General features: G+C 71.8%; 15 protein-coding genes. 5 read left to right on the forward strand and 10 right to left on the reverse strand.

Annotation, left to right across the window (positions count from 1 at the left end):
- Window positions 1-16: 16 nt before the first annotated feature.
- Window positions 17-2,080 carry a thioredoxin domain-containing protein gene (locus tag ACFWBY_RS09490; RefSeq protein ID WP_385336956.1) on the forward strand — a complete coding sequence of 688 codons (2,064 nt, stop codon included), beginning with the start codon at window positions 17-19 and terminating at the stop codon, window positions 2,078-2,080.
- A gap of 80 nt (window positions 2,081-2,160) precedes the next feature.
- On the opposite strand, the gene ACFWBY_RS09495 is transcribed toward ACFWBY_RS09490, so the two are convergent.
- Window positions 2,161-2,847 (reverse strand): hemolysin III family protein, encoded by a 687-nt coding sequence (locus ACFWBY_RS09495; RefSeq protein WP_385336958.1) that lies wholly within the window; start codon window positions 2,845-2,847, stop codon window positions 2,161-2,163.
- A gap of 219 nt (window positions 2,848-3,066) precedes the next feature.
- Between ACFWBY_RS09495 and ACFWBY_RS09500 the strand changes: the two genes are divergently transcribed.
- Window positions 3,067-4,908 carry a phosphoenolpyruvate carboxykinase (GTP) gene (locus tag ACFWBY_RS09500; RefSeq protein ID WP_385336961.1) on the forward strand — a complete coding sequence of 614 codons (1,842 nt, stop codon included), beginning with the start codon at window positions 3,067-3,069 and terminating at the stop codon, window positions 4,906-4,908.
- 66 nt (window positions 4,909-4,974) lie between these two features.
- Here ACFWBY_RS09500 and ACFWBY_RS09505 read toward each other — a convergent pair whose 3' ends face one another.
- The 4 genes from ACFWBY_RS09505 to ACFWBY_RS09520 are packed head-to-tail and all read right to left on the reverse strand — an operon-like array spanning window position 4,975 to window position 9,478.
- Window positions 4,975-5,607 (reverse strand): hypothetical protein, encoded by a 633-nt coding sequence (locus ACFWBY_RS09505; protein WP_385336964.1) that lies wholly within the window; start codon window positions 5,605-5,607, stop codon window positions 4,975-4,977.
- The gene (locus ACFWBY_RS09510; protein WP_385337078.1) at window positions 5,594-7,144 is read right to left on the reverse strand and encodes a substrate-binding domain-containing protein; all 1,551 of its coding nucleotides are present in this window, start codon (window positions 7,142-7,144) and stop codon (window positions 5,594-5,596) included. The genes ACFWBY_RS09505 and ACFWBY_RS09510 overlap by 14 nt, the downstream gene beginning before the upstream one ends.
- Window positions 7,145-7,197: 53 nt before the next feature.
- Entirely contained in the window at window positions 7,198-8,388 is a 1,191-nt protein-coding gene (locus tag ACFWBY_RS09515) for a toxic anion resistance protein (RefSeq protein WP_385336967.1), read from the reverse strand.
- Between the two features lie 10 nt (window positions 8,389-8,398).
- The gene (locus tag ACFWBY_RS09520) at window positions 8,399-9,478 is read right to left on the reverse strand and encodes a hypothetical protein (RefSeq protein ID WP_385336970.1); all 1,080 of its coding nucleotides are present in this window, start codon (window positions 9,476-9,478) and stop codon (window positions 8,399-8,401) included.
- Between the two features lie 137 nt (window positions 9,479-9,615).
- Between ACFWBY_RS09520 and ACFWBY_RS09525 the strand changes: the two genes are divergently transcribed.
- Window positions 9,616-10,101, forward strand: a complete 486-nt coding sequence (locus ACFWBY_RS09525) for a hypothetical protein (protein ID WP_385336972.1) — start codon at window positions 9,616-9,618, stop codon at window positions 10,099-10,101.
- Between the two features lie 180 nt (window positions 10,102-10,281).
- On the opposite strand, the gene ACFWBY_RS09530 is transcribed toward ACFWBY_RS09525, so the two are convergent.
- Together ACFWBY_RS09530 and ACFWBY_RS09535 are read right to left on the reverse strand one after the other, a co-directional pair.
- On the reverse strand, window positions 10,282-10,674 hold the full coding sequence (locus ACFWBY_RS09530) for a hypothetical protein (RefSeq protein ID WP_385336974.1): 393 nt from the start codon (window positions 10,672-10,674) through the stop codon (window positions 10,282-10,284).
- Window positions 10,675-10,786: 112 nt separating this feature from the next.
- Entirely contained in the window at window positions 10,787-11,998 is a 1,212-nt protein-coding gene (locus tag ACFWBY_RS09535) for a pyridoxal phosphate-dependent aminotransferase (RefSeq protein WP_385336977.1), read from the reverse strand.
- 379 nt (window positions 11,999-12,377) lie between these two features.
- On the opposite strand from ACFWBY_RS09535, the gene ACFWBY_RS09540 reads away from it, so the two are divergent.
- The gene (locus ACFWBY_RS09540) at window positions 12,378-12,611 is read left to right on the forward strand and encodes a hypothetical protein (RefSeq protein ID WP_385336980.1); all 234 of its coding nucleotides are present in this window, start codon (window positions 12,378-12,380) and stop codon (window positions 12,609-12,611) included.
- A gap of 106 nt (window positions 12,612-12,717) precedes the next feature.
- The gene (locus tag ACFWBY_RS09545) at window positions 12,718-13,194 is read left to right on the forward strand and encodes a macro domain-containing protein (protein ID WP_385336982.1); all 477 of its coding nucleotides are present in this window, start codon (window positions 12,718-12,720) and stop codon (window positions 13,192-13,194) included.
- Between the two features lie 41 nt (window positions 13,195-13,235).
- On the opposite strand, the gene ACFWBY_RS09550 is transcribed toward ACFWBY_RS09545, so the two are convergent.
- From ACFWBY_RS09550 to ACFWBY_RS09560, 3 genes are all read right to left on the reverse strand, one after another.
- A complete protein-coding gene (locus ACFWBY_RS09550) occupies window positions 13,236-13,697 on the reverse strand; it encodes a nitroreductase/quinone reductase family protein (RefSeq protein WP_385336985.1) in 462 nt (153 codons plus the stop codon).
- Between the two features lie 198 nt (window positions 13,698-13,895).
- Window positions 13,896-14,081 (reverse strand): hypothetical protein, encoded by a 186-nt coding sequence (locus tag ACFWBY_RS09555; protein ID WP_385336987.1) that lies wholly within the window; start codon window positions 14,079-14,081, stop codon window positions 13,896-13,898.
- 43 nt (window positions 14,082-14,124) lie between these two features.
- Window positions 14,125-15,132 carry a YdcF family protein gene (locus tag ACFWBY_RS09560; RefSeq protein WP_385336990.1) on the reverse strand — a complete coding sequence of 336 codons (1,008 nt, stop codon included), beginning with the start codon at window positions 15,130-15,132 and terminating at the stop codon, window positions 14,125-14,127.
- Between the last annotated feature and the right edge of the window lie 50 nt (window positions 15,133-15,182).

The raw sequence follows: 15,182 nt of genomic DNA on the forward strand, positions 1-15,182 counted from the left end.
GCGGCAGGATGGCCCCATGCCGAACCGCCTCGCGAACGAGACCTCGCCGTACCTCCTCCAGCACGCCGACAACCCCGTCGACTGGTGGCCCTGGTCCCCGGAGGCCTTCGCTGAGGCGAGGGAGCGCGGCGTGCCTGTTCTTTTGAGTGTGGGGTACAGCAGTTGTCATTGGTGTCATGTACTCGCTAGCGAGAGCTTCGAGGACGAGCTGACGGCCGCCTACATGAACGAGCACTTCGTCAACGTCAAGGTGGACCGCGAGGAGCGCCCCGACGTCGACGCCGTCTACATGGAGGCCGTGCAGGCGGCCACCGGGCAGGGCGGCTGGCCGATGACCGTGTTCATGACCCCCGACGCCGAGCCCTTCTACTTCGGCACCTACTTCCCGCCCGAGCCCAAGCACGGCATGCCCTCCTTCATGCAGGTCCTCGAAGGCGTGCGGAGCGCGTGGGTGGGGCGGCGCGAGGAGGTCGCCGAGGTCGCGCAGCGGATCGTCCAAGACCTCGCGGGACGCAAGCTCGACTACGGCAAGGCGGGCGCGCCCGGACCCGAGGAGCTCGCGCAGGCGCTGCTCGGTCTGACGCGCGACTTCGACGCCGTGCGCGGCGGGTTCGGCGGTGCGCCGAAGTTCCCGCCGTCCATGGTGCTGGAGTTCCTGCTGCGCCACCACGCCCGGACGGGGGCCGAGGGGGCGCTGCAGATGGCTGTGGAAACGTGTGAGGCCATGGCCCGGGGCGGCATGTACGACCAGCTCGGCGGCGGGTTCGCCCGGTACTCCGTGGACCGCGAGTGGATCGTCCCGCACTTCGAGAAGATGCTCTACGACAACGCGCTGCTGTGCCGTGTCTACGCCCACCTGTGGCGGTCGACCGGGTCGGAACTCGCCCGGCGCGTGGCGCTGGAGACCGCCGACTTCATGGTCCGTGAACTGCGCACCGGCGAGGGAGGGTTCGCCTCGGCCCTCGACGCCGACAGCGAGGATCCGGCCACCGGCAAGCACGTGGAGGGGGCCTACTACGCCTGGACGCCCGCGCAGCTGCGCGAGGTGCTGGGCGAGGAGGACGGGGCGCTCGCCGCCGCCTGCTTCGGGGTGACCGAGGAGGGGACCTTCGAGCACGGCATGTCCGTACTGCAACTCCCCGCGGACGGTCCGGACATCGCCCCGGAGCGCCTCGCCGGCATCAGGGAGCGACTGCTCGCCGCCCGTGCGGCGCGGCCCGCGCCCGGACGGGACGACAAGGTCGTCGCCGCCTGGAACGGGCTGGCCGTCGCCGCCCTCGCCGAGTGCGGGGCCTTCTTCGACCGGCCCGATCTGGTCGAGCGGGCGACCGAGGCCGCCGACCTCCTCGTACGGGTCCACTTCGACGCGGCGGCCGGGCGGGCCCGCCTGGCGCGGACGAGCAAGGACGGGCACGTCGGGGCCAACGCCGGAGTGCTGGAGGACTACGGGGACGTCGCCGAGGGGTTCCTCGCGCTGGCCGCGGTCACCGGCGAAGGGGTCTGGCTGGAATTCGCCGGCTTCCTCCTCGACCTGGTCCTGGACCGGTTCACCGCCGAGGACGGCACGCTGTACGACACCGCGCACGACGCCGAGCCGCTGATCCGCCGGCCCCAGGACCCGACCGACACGGCTGCCCCCTCCGGCTGGACCGCCGCCGCGGGCGCGCTGCTCTCCTATGCCGCGCACACCGGCTCGGAGCCGCACCGCACGGCGGCGGAGCGGGCGCTCGCGGTGGTGCACGCGCTCGGTCCGCGCGTGCCGCGGTTCATCGGGCACGGGCTGGCGGTGGCCGAGGCGCTCGTCGACGGTCCGCGCGAGGTCGCCGTCGTGGGACACCCGGACGATCCGGCGACGGCGGGGCTGCACCGCACCGCCTTGCTGGGGACGGCTCCGGGGGCGGTGGTGGCGGCCGGTCTGCCGAGCGCGGCGGACGGCAGCGGCGGGGAGTTCCCGCTGCTGGTCGGCCGCGGGCTCGTGGAGGGCCTCCCGGCGGCGTACGTGTGCCGGCACTTCGTGTGCGCACGCCCCACGACGGACCCGGCCGAGCTGGCCGGGCAACTGGGCCCGGCGCGCCCCTGAACCGTCCGGGGCGGCGGCACGTCACGGGGTCGGCCGGATCGTGGCGGCCGGCGCGGCCGCGGCGGCCGCCGCGATCCGTCTCAGTGCGAGTAGGCGGCCAGCGAGATGCCGACGTAGTGCGCCACGAAGGCGGCCAGCGTCAGCGAGTGGAAGACCTCGTGGAAGCCGAAGAAACGCGGCGAGGGGTTGGGCCGCTTCATGCCGTAGATGACGCCTCCCGCGCTGTAGAGGAGGCCGCCGACGATGACGAGCACCAGGACGGCGATCCCGCCGGTCCGCATGAAATCGGGGAGGAAGAAGACCGCGGCCCAGCCCATCGCGATGTAGCAGGGTGTGTAGAGCCAGCGCGGGGCGCCGACCCAGAAGACGCGGAAGGCGATGCCGGCCGCGGCCGCGATCCAGACCGCCCACAGCAGGGTCCGTCCGCTGGAGTCCGGCAGGAGCAGCACCGTCAGCGGTGTGTAGGTGCCCGCGATGATCAGGAAGATGTTGGCGTGGTCGAGCCGCCGCAGGACGGCCTCGCCGCGCGGGCCCCACGTACCGCGGTGGTACACGGCGCTGACGCCGAAGAGGAGGCACGCCGTGAGGATGTACACCCCGCACGCCACCCGGGCCCGGGTCGAGTCGGTGAAGGCCATGAGGACGAGGCCGGCGATCACCACGGCCGGGAACATGCCGGTGTGCAGCCAGCCGCGCATGAGCGGCTTGGCCTCCGGATCTGCCGGTTCGACCACCGGAGCGGCCATGGCAGCGGCGTCAGAAGTCATGGCGACCATGCTACCTACGGTTGCGTAGGTTTCTGTTGATGCGCTTTACGGAAGATTGACCGGAGTGGCGATGCTCACGTGAGAGGCCCTCTGGACATATGCGCACATGCACCGGATGATCAGATGAGTGCGGTCGGCACCGGATGAGCGGAGCGCGAAGCGTCCGGGTCGCAGCCCCCACGGGGCACAAACCAAACAAACCCTCAACAAGGAGCAATCGTGGCGCGCGACAACGCGGCTCCCACCACTTCCGACGTCCCGACGAATCACCAGGAGCTCGTCTCCTGGGTCGGCGAGATCGCGGCTCTCACCCAGCCGGACCGCATCGTCTGGTGTGACGGCTCGGAGGCCGAGTACGAGGCCTTGTGCGAGGAGCTCGTATCCAAGGGCACCTTCAAGAAGCTGGACCCGGCCAAGCGCCCGAACTCCTACTACGCCGCCTCCGACCCCTCCGACGTCGCGCGCGTCGAGGACCGGACCTTCATCTGCTCCGAGAAGGAGGAGGACGCGGGCCCGACCAACCACTGGAAGGCCCCTTCCGAGATGAAGGAGCTCTTCGCGGGCAAGGGCGAAGAGGGCGGCATCTTCCGCGGCTCCATGAAGGGCCGCACCATGTACGTGGTCCCCTTCTGCATGGGCCCGCTCGGCTCCGAACTCTCCGCGATCGGCGTCGAGATCACCGACTCCGCCTACGTCGCCGTCGCCATGCGCACCATGACCCGCATGGGCAAGCCCGTCCTGGACGAGCTCGGCACCGACGGGTTCTTCGTCAAGGCCGTCCACACCCTCGGCGCTCCGCTCGCCGAGGGCGAGGCCGACGTGCCGTGGCCCTGCAACACCACCAAGTACATCTCGCACTTCCCCGAGACCCGCGAGATCTGGTCCTACGGATCGGGCTACGGCGGCAACGCCCTGCTCGGCAAGAAGTGCTACGCGCTGCGCATCGCCTCCGTCATGGCGCGCGACGAGGGCTGGCTCGCCGAGCACATGCTGATCCTCAAGCTCACCCCGCCGCAGGGGGAGTCCAAGTACATCGCGGCCGCGTTCCCCTCCGCCTGCGGCAAGACGAACCTCGCCATGCTGGAGCCCACGATCCCCGGCTGGACCGTCGAGACCGTCGGTGACGACATCGCCTGGATGCGCTTCGGCGAGGACGGCCGCCTCTACGCGATCAACCCCGAGGCCGGCTTCTTCGGCGTCGCCCCCGGCACCGGCGCGCACACCAACGCCAACGCCATGAAGACGATGTACGCCAACACCGTCTTCACCAACGTCGCGCTCACCCCGGACGGCTCCGACGTCTGGTGGGAGGGCATGACCGAAGAGGCGCCCGCGCACCTCATCGACTGGAAGGGCAACGCCTGGACCCCGGAGTCCGAGACCCCGGCGGCCCACCCCAACGCCCGCTTCGCCGTCCCGGCCTCGCAGTGCCCGACGATCGCCCCCGAGTGGGAGGACCCCAAGGGCGTCCCGATCTCCGCGATCCTCTTCGGCGGCCGCCGCGCCTCCGCCGTGCCGCTGGTCACCGAGTCCTTCGACTGGAACCACGGCGTCTTCATCGGCTCGAACATCGCGTCCGAGAAGACCGCCGCCGCCGAGGGCAAGGTCGGCGAGCTGCGCCGCGACCCCTTCGCCATGCTGCCGTTCTGCGGCTACAACATGGGCGACTACATGGGCCACTGGGTCGATGTGGCCAAGGGCAAGGACCAGGCCAAGCTCCCGAAGATCTACTACGTGAACTGGTTCCGCAAGAACGACGCGGGCAAGTTCGTGTGGCCCGGCTTCGGCGAGAACAGCCGCGTCCTGAAGTGGATCGTCGAGCGCCTCGACGGCTCCGCCGAGGGTGTGGAGACCCCGATCGGCATCCTGCCGACCGTCGCGTCCCTGGACACCGACGGCCTGGACCTGGCGGCCGCCGACCTGGAGTTCCTGCTCACGGTCGACAAGGAGGTCTGGCGCGACGAGGCCTCCCTGGTCCCCGCTCACCTGAACACCTACGGCGACCACACGCCGAAGGAACTGTGGGACCAGTACGACGCGCTCGTCGAGCGCCTGGGCTGATCCCAGCCCCCCAAGAACCGGCGGCCGGCTGTCCCCGGCCGTAGGAACGACGCGGGATGTCCCGACCTAGGCTTCCCTACGACCTTCCAAATAGGTCGTGTGCGTCTGCTGACGGCGGACCTCCGTTTCACGGAGGTCCGCCGTCGTGCGTTCCGCCTCCTCGCGCAGGAGCGAGAGCTGCCGCTCCAGGTGGCGTTCGGGCGACGGCCCGCCCGCCGTCAGCCGGGTCCACCAACGGGTCCGGTTGTAGGTGTCCACGCACTCCGGGACGTCCGTGCGGATCGCCCGCGTCAGCGCGTGCACCGCCTGCGGGTCGGCGGCCAGTACGCCGGCCACCCAGCCCGGCTCCAGCATCGCCGCGTACAGCTCCAGCAGCCCGGCGAGGACCCCGGCCGGCTCCGACGGCAGGTCCACTTCGCCGACGTACTCCCGCAGCCGCAGGAAGTCCTCCCGTACGAACGCCAGTTGCTCGGCGGGTTCCGGAACCACGGGCGGCGGCGGCACGTCCGGCGGGGCGATGAGCGCGCCCGCCGCGTACAGCCCGGCGATCACGACGGGCCAGTACGCGCCGGCCACCCCGGCCAGGGTCAGGCCCAGCCCGACGATGCCGCAGGCGCTGCCCGCCAGGTTCTTGCCCGACTCCAGGTAGGCGAGCGCCGCCGCGCCGAACGCCTTCCCGGCCGTCCTACTGGTAGCCACGGATCTCCTCGAAGGCGCCGTCCAGGGAACCGCCGCCGGTGGCGTCGAAGAGCCGGCCGCCGGTCAGTTCGGTGATGTGGGTGAGCTCCCCGCGGTCCGAGTCGCCGAAGAGCACCGCGAAGACGGGTGTGCGCTTCTGCGCCTGCGGCAGCCCCGCGTAGAAGGCGTCGAAGTCCTCCGCCCGGTCACCGCTCTTCCCGTCGGTCATCAGCACGATCGAGGTGAAGGCGTCCGCGTCGCCCTGCCCCAGGTGCTGGTAGGCCGCCTTCAGGCTGCCGTACACGGCCGTACCGCCTTCCGGCCGCAGCGACGTCACGTCACCCCGGATCGCGTCCAGGGCCGGTCCCGGACGGCCCGGCTCGACCACGTGCGTCAGTACCTTCTTCACCTTGTCGCCGAAGGGCAGCAGCGTCACCTCCTCCCGGTCCCGGAACCGGTGCCCGGTCCCGGAGGTCCCGCTGCCCGTCAGGTCCGTGAGCGCCGCCTTCAGCCGGCCGATGCGGTCCTCCTCGGCCATCGAGCCCGAGGTGTCCAGGACGTACACGGTGCGGGAGGGCCGGCGCAGCTCGTTCTCGTAGCCGGCCAGCAGCCCGTCCGCGACGGACCGGGTGCCCGGGAAGGGCAGCTCGCGCCGCTTGTCCGCGTCCAGCCCGGCCGCCGGGGTCACCCCGGCGGCGACGGGCCGCCGGAAGGTCTTGTCGGTGATCGCCTTCTGCGCCCCGGCGCCGCGCAGGTAGTCGGTCAGCACCCGCCCCGACTCGCGGGCCCCGGCCGGGGCCGAGGTCAGCAGGGTCAGCGGGTAGTGGGCGGTGACCACGCCGTCGACCGGCCGGATCACCGTCAGGTCCGTCTTCGCGTCCCGGTTCATGGACAGGAGGACCGACTCGTAGTTCACCAGCGCGTCGACGTCCCCGCGCGTGGTGTACGAGGTCGCCAGCCAGCCCGAGGAACCCGAGGTCAGCTTCTGCCCGGTGAAGAACTCCTTCAGCTTCGGCTGCGCCTTCGCCACGTCCGCGTCGGTCAGCGCCGCCTGCGCGCCCGAGAGCCCCGAAGCGACGGATATCAGCGCCGAGAAACCGGAGTTGGAGCGCACCGGATCGGTCATCCCGTACGTCAGCTTCCCTGCGGCCACCGCCTCGTGCACCGCCGGCCAGGTGACCTCCCCGGGCTTCCAGCCGAGCCGGGCCAGTGCCTGCGGCTTCACGCCGACGGCGACGGGCGAGGACATCACCGGGGTCTCGCTCGCGAGCTTCCCCGCCGCCTCGGGCCGCAGCCGCAGGTAGTCGTTGGAGGAGAGCCAGACGGCGTCGTACGTGCCGTCCGCCTCGCCGGAGACGATCTGCTCGACCGCGTCGAGCGTGCCCGACAAGGTCAGCTCCACCTCGACCCCGGTGGCGGTCCTCGCCGCCTTCAGGACCTCTTCCATGTCGGACAGTTCGCTGGAGGCCAGCACGCGCAGCCTGCCCTCCCGGTACACGGACCGCTCCGGCCCGTCGGCGGAGCCCTCGGAGGTGCAGGCACCCACCCCGAGCAGCATGGCGGCCAGTGCCACGGCGGTCGTCCCCCTGCGCGTCACAGCGCTGCGGATGCTCACCGGTCGCCGCCTTCCAGGACGCCCGCGGTGCGGGTGCGCGCCAGGTACGCGGAGGCGTTGCGGAGCTCGCCGGTCAGGGATTCCACGGTGACCGCCATGTTCTCGGTGGCCTGCGCCTTGAAGGTGTCGATCGCGTCCAGGGTCTTGTAGATCTGGGCGAACGCCGTCCGCAGCGTCTCCGCGCCGACCGCGGGGTCGGCGGCGATCCGCTGGATCTCCCCGCTCTGCGTGGACAGCATCTGCGCGTTGCCCCGGATGAGGCTCTCCGTGGTGTCGCGCAGGGTGCCGATCTGCTCGATCACCTTCTTCTGGCTGTCGAGCGCCGAGGCCAGCATCACGGCGATCCGCAGCGCGGACACGGTCGTGGTCGCGGCCCGGTCGACGCCCTTGACCAGCTCGTCGTTGTTGCGCCGGACCACGTCCATCGCCAGGTAGCCCTGCGCGCAGACGGCCAGCTGGGTCAGCAGGTCCTGGTGCTTCTGCCGCACGGGGAACAGCACGTCGACGCGCAGCGCTTCCGCCTGTCGCGGGTCGCCCTGCCCGGCGATCCGCTCCTCGAGGGCCGCGTCCAGGGCCTCGGTGAGCACCGCGTACTCCTGGAGCTTGCCCATGGTCTCCCACAGGCGGGCGCGCTCGGTGTGCAGGGCGGCGTTGTCGCGGCGCAGTTCGTCCTGGCCGCCGCGCAGCGCGCCGACGATCCGGTTGAGGGTGGTCTGCGAGGAGGCGTACTTGGCCACGTGGTCGCGCAGCTTCTTGCCGCCGGGCAGCTTCGCGAGCAGCTTGCGGGCCCCCTTGGCGGGGCTGTCGCGGGGATCCAAGTCCTCGACGGTGCGCCGAAGTTCGACGAGGGAGGTCGCGACGCGGGCCTGGGCGTCGCCGCCGCCGTCCGAGCCGAGGGAGCGCACGGCCCGCTCCAGCATGCGGTTGGACTGCTGGGCGGCGCCGCGTATGTCGGCGGATCCGAGGCCCGCGATCTCCCCGATCCGGGTCGCGAACTCGGGGGAGCGGCTGTCGATGCCGGCGAGCGAGGCGACGTACTCCCCGGCCCGCCGGTCCATCTCCTCGCGCACCCCGTCCCGCAGCGGCACGAGGCCGGCGGCCTGCTCCCGCTCGACGGGGGCGACGGGCTCGGGAGCGGTGAGGACGAGCGGGCCGTCCGCGCCGGCGCCGGGTGGTGTCAGTGTCATGGTGTGCCTCCTATCCCTTGGCGCGCGCGGCCAGCGCCATCAGGATCTTGACGGTCGGCGCGCCGACCTGGCGGATGCCGGTCAGCCCCGGGTTGAGGTACGCGGCGTGCGGCGCGGTGGCGGCGGTGAACTCGGCCACGCCCTCCCGCGGCCGGAACCCGTGGCGGATCGCGAGCTCGCGCAGCTTCGGGTCGGCGGCCAGCAGGCCGCCGAGTTCCTTGGCCTTCTCGCTGATGGGCACGAAGGTGTGCGGGGAGTTGACGGTGGTGTCCGGGTAGAGGACCACCATGTCGCCAGGCGGCTGGTTCTGCAGGAGCAGGCTGGCCACCTGGGACTCGTAGGCGAGGATGAGCGGTTCGCCGCTGCCGCTGAGGAAGGCCCGGAAGGGGTCGTCGGTGCTCGGTTCGAGGGCGCCCTGTACGGAGATCAGCTTGCGCATCAGGGACGCGGTCCGCTCGATGCCGGCGTCATCGGAGACGACGGTCGAGTCGTTGGCCACGTTCGAGGCGGTGGCGAGGAAGAGCGCGCCCGAGTTGGAGCTGGCGGGGTCGGTGGTCTTGATGAACACCGTGCCGGTCAGCTCCGGATGGGCGGTGGCGCCGCCCTGGAGCCCCTGCCACGTCCTGTCCTCGCCGGCGGCCTTCAGGTAGGGGCCGAGGAGGAGCGTGCCGGAGTGCTTGCCGTTCATCTTCACGAGGCCGTGGTCGCTGAGGACGCCGGCGGCGTCGGAGCGGGCGATGACGACGAGCGGGGAGAAGAAGGGCCTGGTGTTCTGGGCGCCCTTCACCCCGGCCGCGGCCTCGATCTCCTTGGCGGGTTCACTGCTGCTGGGGAAGGCGAAGTCGTACTCCTTGAGGGCGAGTTGGTCCATTGCCCAGGAGCCCGAAGTCTCGGCCTTCACGGTGTAGCCCTTGTCCGCAAGGGCCTTGACGACGTCGGGGTCGCGGAAGAAGTCGGACTTCTCCGAACCGATGACGCCACGCACGGTCTTCGTTGCCGTGCCCTCCGGCTTCTTGCCCCCCGTGAGGATGACGGCTGTGACGCCGCCGACCAGGAGGAGCGCCAGGGTGATGCCCAGGATGCGTCTCACGGGTGCAGCGTGCTCGCGGAAACCCACATTCCGCGCCGAGCCGAGTGAACGGCAGGTGACCAGACGGTCCCACTTCGAAATGCTGTGTGGGCCCGTGGGTGCTGGTGAGCGGGGCGGGCGGCCGGGAGGATCGTGCCATGGGCGTGAGTGCGTTGAAATGGCAGGGCTGGCTGGTCGCCCTGGTGGTCGTGGCGGGACTGCTGGTCTTCGCCCCGCTGGGGCTGTACGTGTGGGCAGGCGGCGCGCCGGTCGCGCGTGCGGCCGGGGCCGCGCGGGACGACGTACGGATCACGGACTGCCGAATCGATCCGGCAAGCCGGCGGGTGACGGCCTCGGTCGAGGCGGTGAACCGCTTTCCGGGCGAGGGGGCCTATGTCGTCACCGTGGAGTTCCGCGAGCAGCCGGACGCGGGGCCGACTCCGTCCGGCGCGGGCCCGGCCCCGGGCGCGGTCCCGAGTCCGGGTCCGGCGGTCCCGGACGCGCGGGGCCCCCAGGCCCTGGTGAAGATCCCCGGCGTTTCCCCGGCCGCGGTGGAGCGCGCCGACGCGCTCGGGCCGATCTGGCCGCCGGCCACGGTCCCCTGGTGCGGTATCGCCGCCGCCGACTTCACCCCGGCCCCCTAGGGGCGGCCCGCGGTGCGGGTTCGCCCGCCCGGCGAGGCGCGGGCGCGGCGCGGGGGTGAGACGGAGCGCGGCGCGGGAGTTCGGCCCCGTACGAGGGTGCGGCCCGCGCGGAGTCGCGGGCTCGGCCCCGCGGGGCAAGGGCGCCCGGTCCGGAGCCTCCGCGGCCCCGGACCGGGGCCGTCAGTGGGCGCCGACGAGGTCGAGCGCGGCGGCGTGCGCGTCCATGCGCTCGGCGGCGAGGATCGCGACCGTGGTGTCGGCGCGCGAGGCGGCGACGAGCAGGGCGCGGGCGGCGAGGTCGTGGGCGCGCTGGTGCAGCGAGGGGGCGGCCTCGGCGTCGTGGCCGGAGCCGCGGGGCGCACGCGCGGGCTGCGCCCCGCGCAGGCGGGCCACCTCCACCGCGATGCGGGCCGCGGCCTCGTCGAGGCCGAGCTCGTCCGTGACGGTGAGCAGCGCGGCGAGGTGGCCGGCGAGCTGGATGTCCAGCGCTTCGGAACGGCTGCTGCGGGGGTAGTCGGTGCGGTGGCCGCCCATACGGGCGTCGACCGACTTGCTGCGAATCGGCTCGTACATGCGGAGGCCTCCTGCGGGGTCAGGAGACCATCCTACATTGGATCCGTTCTAAAGTTGAGCTGATTCCTGTTCCTGTGTGCCGGGTGCAACCCCTAAGGGTGTCGCGGCGCCCCTAGGGCTGGCTGTAGCCGTCGAGGAAGTTCCCGATCCGGGTCACCGCGTCGGCCAGGTCCTTCGCGTTCGGCAGGGTCACGATCCGGAAGTGATCGGGCTCGGGCCAGTTGAAGCCCGTACCGTGCACGACCATGATCTTCTCCTCGCGCAGCAGGTCGAGGACCATCTGCCGGTCGTCCTTGATCTTGTAGATGGTCGGGTCCAGCTTGGGGAAGAGGTACAGCGCGCCCTTGGGCTTCACGCAGGTGATGCCGGGGATCCGCGTCAGCAGGTCGTAGGCCGTGTCGCGCTGTTCGAGCAGCCGCCCGCCGGGCAGCACCAGGTCGACGATCGACTGCCGGCCGCCGAGGGCGGTGGCGATGGCGTGCTGGGAGGGCATGTTGGCGCACAGCCGCATGTTCGCCAGGATCGTCAGACCCTCGATGTACGAGGACGCGTTCTTCTTGGGGCCGCAGACCGCCATCCAGCCGGCGCGGTAGCCGGCGACGCGGTAGTTCTTGGACAGTCCGTTGAAGGTCAGCGTCAGCAGGTCGGGGGCGATGGCGGCGGTGTTCGTGTGCGTGGTGCCGTCGTAGAGGATCCGGTCGTAGATCTCGTCCGAGCACACGATCAGGTTGTGGCGGCGGGCGATGTCCGTGAGCCCGCGCAGCATCTCGTCGTCGTAGACCGCGCCGGTCGGGTTGTTCGGGTTGATGATCACGATCGCGCGGGTGCGGTCGGTGACCTTGCGCTCGATGTCCGCGAGGTCCGGCATCCAGTCGGACTGCTCGTCGCACCGGTAGTGCACGGCGGTGCCGCCGGCCAGCGATACGGACGCGGTCCACAGCGGGTAGTCCGGTGCGGGCACCAGGACCTCGTCGCCGTCGTCGAGCAGTGCCTGCATCGACATCTGGATCAGCTCGGAGACCCCGTTGCCGAGGTAGATGTCCTCGACGTCCAGGTCGATGCCCTTGGTCTGGTAGTGCTGCATCACCGCGCGGCGCGCCGAGAGCAGCCCCTTCGCGTCCCCGTAGCCGTGGGCGGTGCCCAGGTTGCGGAGCATGTCCTCAAGGATCTCCGGCGGGCAGTCGAAGCCGAAGGCCGCGGGGTTGCCGGTGTTGAGCTTGAGGATGCGATGACCTGCTGCTTCGAGCCGCATGGCCTCTTCGAGCACGGGGCCGCGGATTTCGTAGCAGACATTGGCGAGTTTCGTTGACTGGATCACCTGCATGACGGGAGCTTACGGCGCCGGATGCGGGCGCGCTCGGGTATTCGCCCCGGATCCGAGGGGTGGACGGTAGACCGATATGTACCCTTTCGCGCAATGCTTGGGTGCGGGCGCCGCGTGCCCTTGGAAACCGGGGCCGGTGCGCGGCTCCGGCCTGCGGAATGGGTGAGCGCGCGGGAGGGGGCCGGACCGGTGTTGCGCTCGTCACCCTGCCGTGTTCCGGTGCGCGCGGCGGGAGGCGCGGCGCGGGTGTGAGTACGGGCCTGAGTACGCGCACTCATGCGGCGCGGCCCGCGCCCGGTGGAGGCTGGGGCGTGTGCGCACGGGGCCGCGGGGCGCCGTGCCGAGGTCGTGAGGGCGCGCGGGTGCGAGGGGTGGGGCAGTGGAGTTCACGGTCGGGGACATGGTGATCGAGGCGCTCGGTTCGGACGGTGACGACCGGGCCATCGAGTTCTGGGCCACCCCGAAGGGCGCCCAGGTGCCGGCCGTCTTCGTCATCCACCGCGAGCAGGACGGCGACTGGGAGGCCGCCCACCTCACCATCGACCCCCACTCGGGTCCCGTTCCCGTGACCGCGGTCGAGTGGGCGGTGGAGTTCGCACGGGAGTACCTGTAGCCGCGCGCCGGAACGGGATGCGGGCGGGGCGGCCCGCCCGGGTGGGGCCGGCACCAGGGAACAAGTGTCTTCCTGCGTTGTCACAGGGGGCCGGTACCTTGCCGGGATGACGGAACTGAAGATCATCGGTGGGGACGCGACCAGCCCGCAGGCCAAGGGGCCGAAGATCATCGCGCACGTCTGCAACGATCGCGGAGGCTGGGGAAAGGGGTTCGTCCTCGCGCTGTCGAAACGCTGGACCGAACCGGAGGCCGAGTACCGGGCCTGGTACCGGGGGCGCGGTGGGAACGACTTCGGCCTCGGCGCGGTGCGGATCGTCCCGGTCCGCCCGGACACCTGGGTCGCGAACATGGTGGGCCAGCACGGCATGCGCACCGGCAGCGGCGGCCCGCCCATCCGTTACGAGGCGGTCGAGCGATGCCTCGCCGCGCTGGCCGCCCACGCCGTCGAGCTGGGGGCCTCGGTCCACATGCCACGCATCGGGTGCGGACTCGGAGGCGGCACGTGGGCACGTGTCGAGCCGCTGATCTTGGAGCAGCTCTGCGCGAAGGGCATCGACGTCACGGTGTACGACCGCGACTGAAGGGTGGCGACGGAAAGCCGCGGGGCCGTGAGGGGGCGGGGTCAGCGTTCGATGATGACCAGCGGGATCTCCCGGGGCGCGGCCGCCGCCTGCTGGTCCTCGTAGGCGGGCCACAGGGCGGTCATGACCTCCCAGTACATCTCCCGCTCCACCGCGGTCGCCGTCCGCGCGCGGGCCTGCGCGGTCAGGGCGCCGACCTGGACGCGGACCTCGGGGCGCACGGTCAGGTTGCGGTACCAGGAGGGGATGCCCCAGGGGCCCTCCGCGGCGGTCGCCAGGACGATGTGGCGGGCGCCGTCCTTGCCGTAGATCAGCGGGGTCCGCACGGCCCGGCCGGAGAGCCGGTCGACCGTGGTCAGCAGCAGCGTCGGGACACCGCGCCACAGGTGGCCGTCGGCCCCGGAGGTGTCGACGTAGGCGCGCACGTGCGCCAGGGGCAGGCCGGGCGGTGGGTCGGCGGGGTGGTCCCAGTCGACGGCGGCGGGGGTCTCGGTCGTCTGCATCGTGCGTCGTCCTTCGGATCGGCCCCCCGCACGGCTAACGAGCGTCCACCGAGTCTGGATGCGGCCCGGCCGGCGCCGCGCGCCGACCGGGCGGGGCGGGGGGCCGCTCGGCCGAGCCGCTCCCCGCCCCGCCCTCACACATCCCCCGGACTCCGTCCGGGGATACCACCGGGGACCGCGCCCCGCGCCCCTGTCCGGCTACGGGAGGTAGCGCTCGAGGGCCTTCGCGCCTTCCTTCTCGATCAGCTGGCGCGCCTTTTCGAGCCGCTCCGGAGTCGGCTCCTGGCCGCGCGCCATCACGAGGTCCTCAGGGTCGTAGGGGCGTTCCGAACCCGTGTAGAGATGGGCCGGACGCTGGGGCTGCTGGTCCGATTCACTGGCCATCGCGTACCTCCTCGGGATTCCCCCTGGCCCCATACTCCGCGCCTCAGAGGTTGATCGCCAGCAGTGCGGTCAGCGCGACGATCCCGCCGCAGATCCCGAGGTTGACGATCTTGTGCTCCCAGAAGACCGCCGCGAACTCGCGGATCGTCGCGCTCGGCCAGAAGTACTTCGCCGTCGGCGAGCCCAGGACCTGCCCGTTCACCCCGACCTTGCGGGCCGTCATCGCGGCGCGGAAGGCGTGGAAGTCGTTGGTCACCACCACGCAGCGGTAGGACGGGTTCCCGGCCAGCATGATCTCGCGGCTGTGGTCGAGGTTCTCCTCGGTCGTGCGGGAGCGGTCCTCAAGCCGCAGGTGCTCCCGCGGCACGCCCCGCTCGATCAGCCAGTCGGCCATCGCCCGGGCCTCCGCGAGCTGCTCGCCCGTCCCTTTGCCGCCGGAGGCCAGCAGCAGCGGCACCCGGCCGCCCCGCGCGATCTGGGCGTCGTGGATCTCCCGGCCCTTGCGCAGCCGCGAGGCCAGCAGCGGCGGGACCCGGTCGCCGCCGATGAGGCCGGAGCCGAGCACGACCACGTAGTCGACGTCCCCGCGCACCTTGATCCGGCCGTAGAGGAAGGCGTAGGCGAGGAAGCAGAGGAAGAGGAAGGAGACGTAGCCGGCGAGGAGGACCACGCCCGCGACCACCGCGTCCAGCGGTCCGGAGCTCAGGCTGCCCAGGGCCAGGACGAAGGCGATCAGGGCGAAGATGCCCACCCCCGCCATGAGGGAGAGCAGGTTGGCCGGGCTGCGGCCCTCCTTGCGGACCATCGTCAGGCCGTTGCCGATCAGGAAGACGCCGAGCGCGACCGTGCCGAGTGCGGGGACCAGCAGGACCGTCGCGACGACGAACGTGCCGAGTCCGTGGGGCAGGTCCGGGACCAGGGTGAGCAGGCCGAGCGACAGGAACATCACGGTGAGTCCCAGGTAGACGGCGTTGCGGAAGCGCCGGCGGTCCTCCCGGACGCTCACGCCGAAGAGGGCGAGGAACAGGGCGGCCGGGACGAAGGCGAGCATGCCGCCATCGTAGGCGGCCCGGCTCGAACGGCCGGTCGGTTCCCACCCGT

This window comes from Streptomyces sp. NPDC060049, assembly GCF_042736715.1.
GTDB lineage: Bacteria > Actinomycetota > Actinomycetes > Streptomycetales > Streptomycetaceae > Streptomyces.

Coding starts and splice junctions, on each gene's coding strand:
- ACFWBY_RS09490 (WP_385336956.1), top strand. CDS start 17: ATGCCGAACCGCCTCGCGAACGAGACCTCGCCGTACCTCCTCCAGCAC.
- ACFWBY_RS09515 (WP_385336967.1), bottom strand. CDS start 8,388: ATGACACTGACACCACCCGGCGCCGGCGCGGACGGCCCGCTCGTCCTC.
- ACFWBY_RS09495 (WP_385336958.1), bottom strand. CDS start 2,847: ATGACTTCTGACGCCGCTGCCATGGCCGCTCCGGTGGTCGAACCGGCA.
- ACFWBY_RS09550 (WP_385336985.1), bottom strand. CDS start 13,697: ATGCAGACGACCGAGACCCCCGCCGCCGTCGACTGGGACCACCCCGCC.
- ACFWBY_RS09535 (WP_385336977.1), bottom strand. CDS start 11,998: ATGCAGGTGATCCAGTCAACGAAACTCGCCAATGTCTGCTACGAAATC.
- ACFWBY_RS09555 (WP_385336987.1), bottom strand. CDS start 14,081: ATGGCCAGTGAATCGGACCAGCAGCCCCAGCGTCCGGCCCATCTCTAC.
- ACFWBY_RS09545 (WP_385336982.1), top strand. CDS start 12,718: ATGACGGAACTGAAGATCATCGGTGGGGACGCGACCAGCCCGCAGGCC.
- ACFWBY_RS09510 (WP_385337078.1), bottom strand. CDS start 7,144: ATGCTGCTCGGGGTGGGTGCCTGCACCTCCGAGGGCTCCGCCGACGGG.
- ACFWBY_RS09525 (WP_385336972.1), top strand. CDS start 9,616: ATGGGCGTGAGTGCGTTGAAATGGCAGGGCTGGCTGGTCGCCCTGGTG.
- ACFWBY_RS09560 (WP_385336990.1), bottom strand. CDS start 15,132: ATGCTCGCCTTCGTCCCGGCCGCCCTGTTCCTCGCCCTCTTCGGCGTG.
- ACFWBY_RS09530 (WP_385336974.1), bottom strand. CDS start 10,674: ATGTACGAGCCGATTCGCAGCAAGTCGGTCGACGCCCGTATGGGCGGC.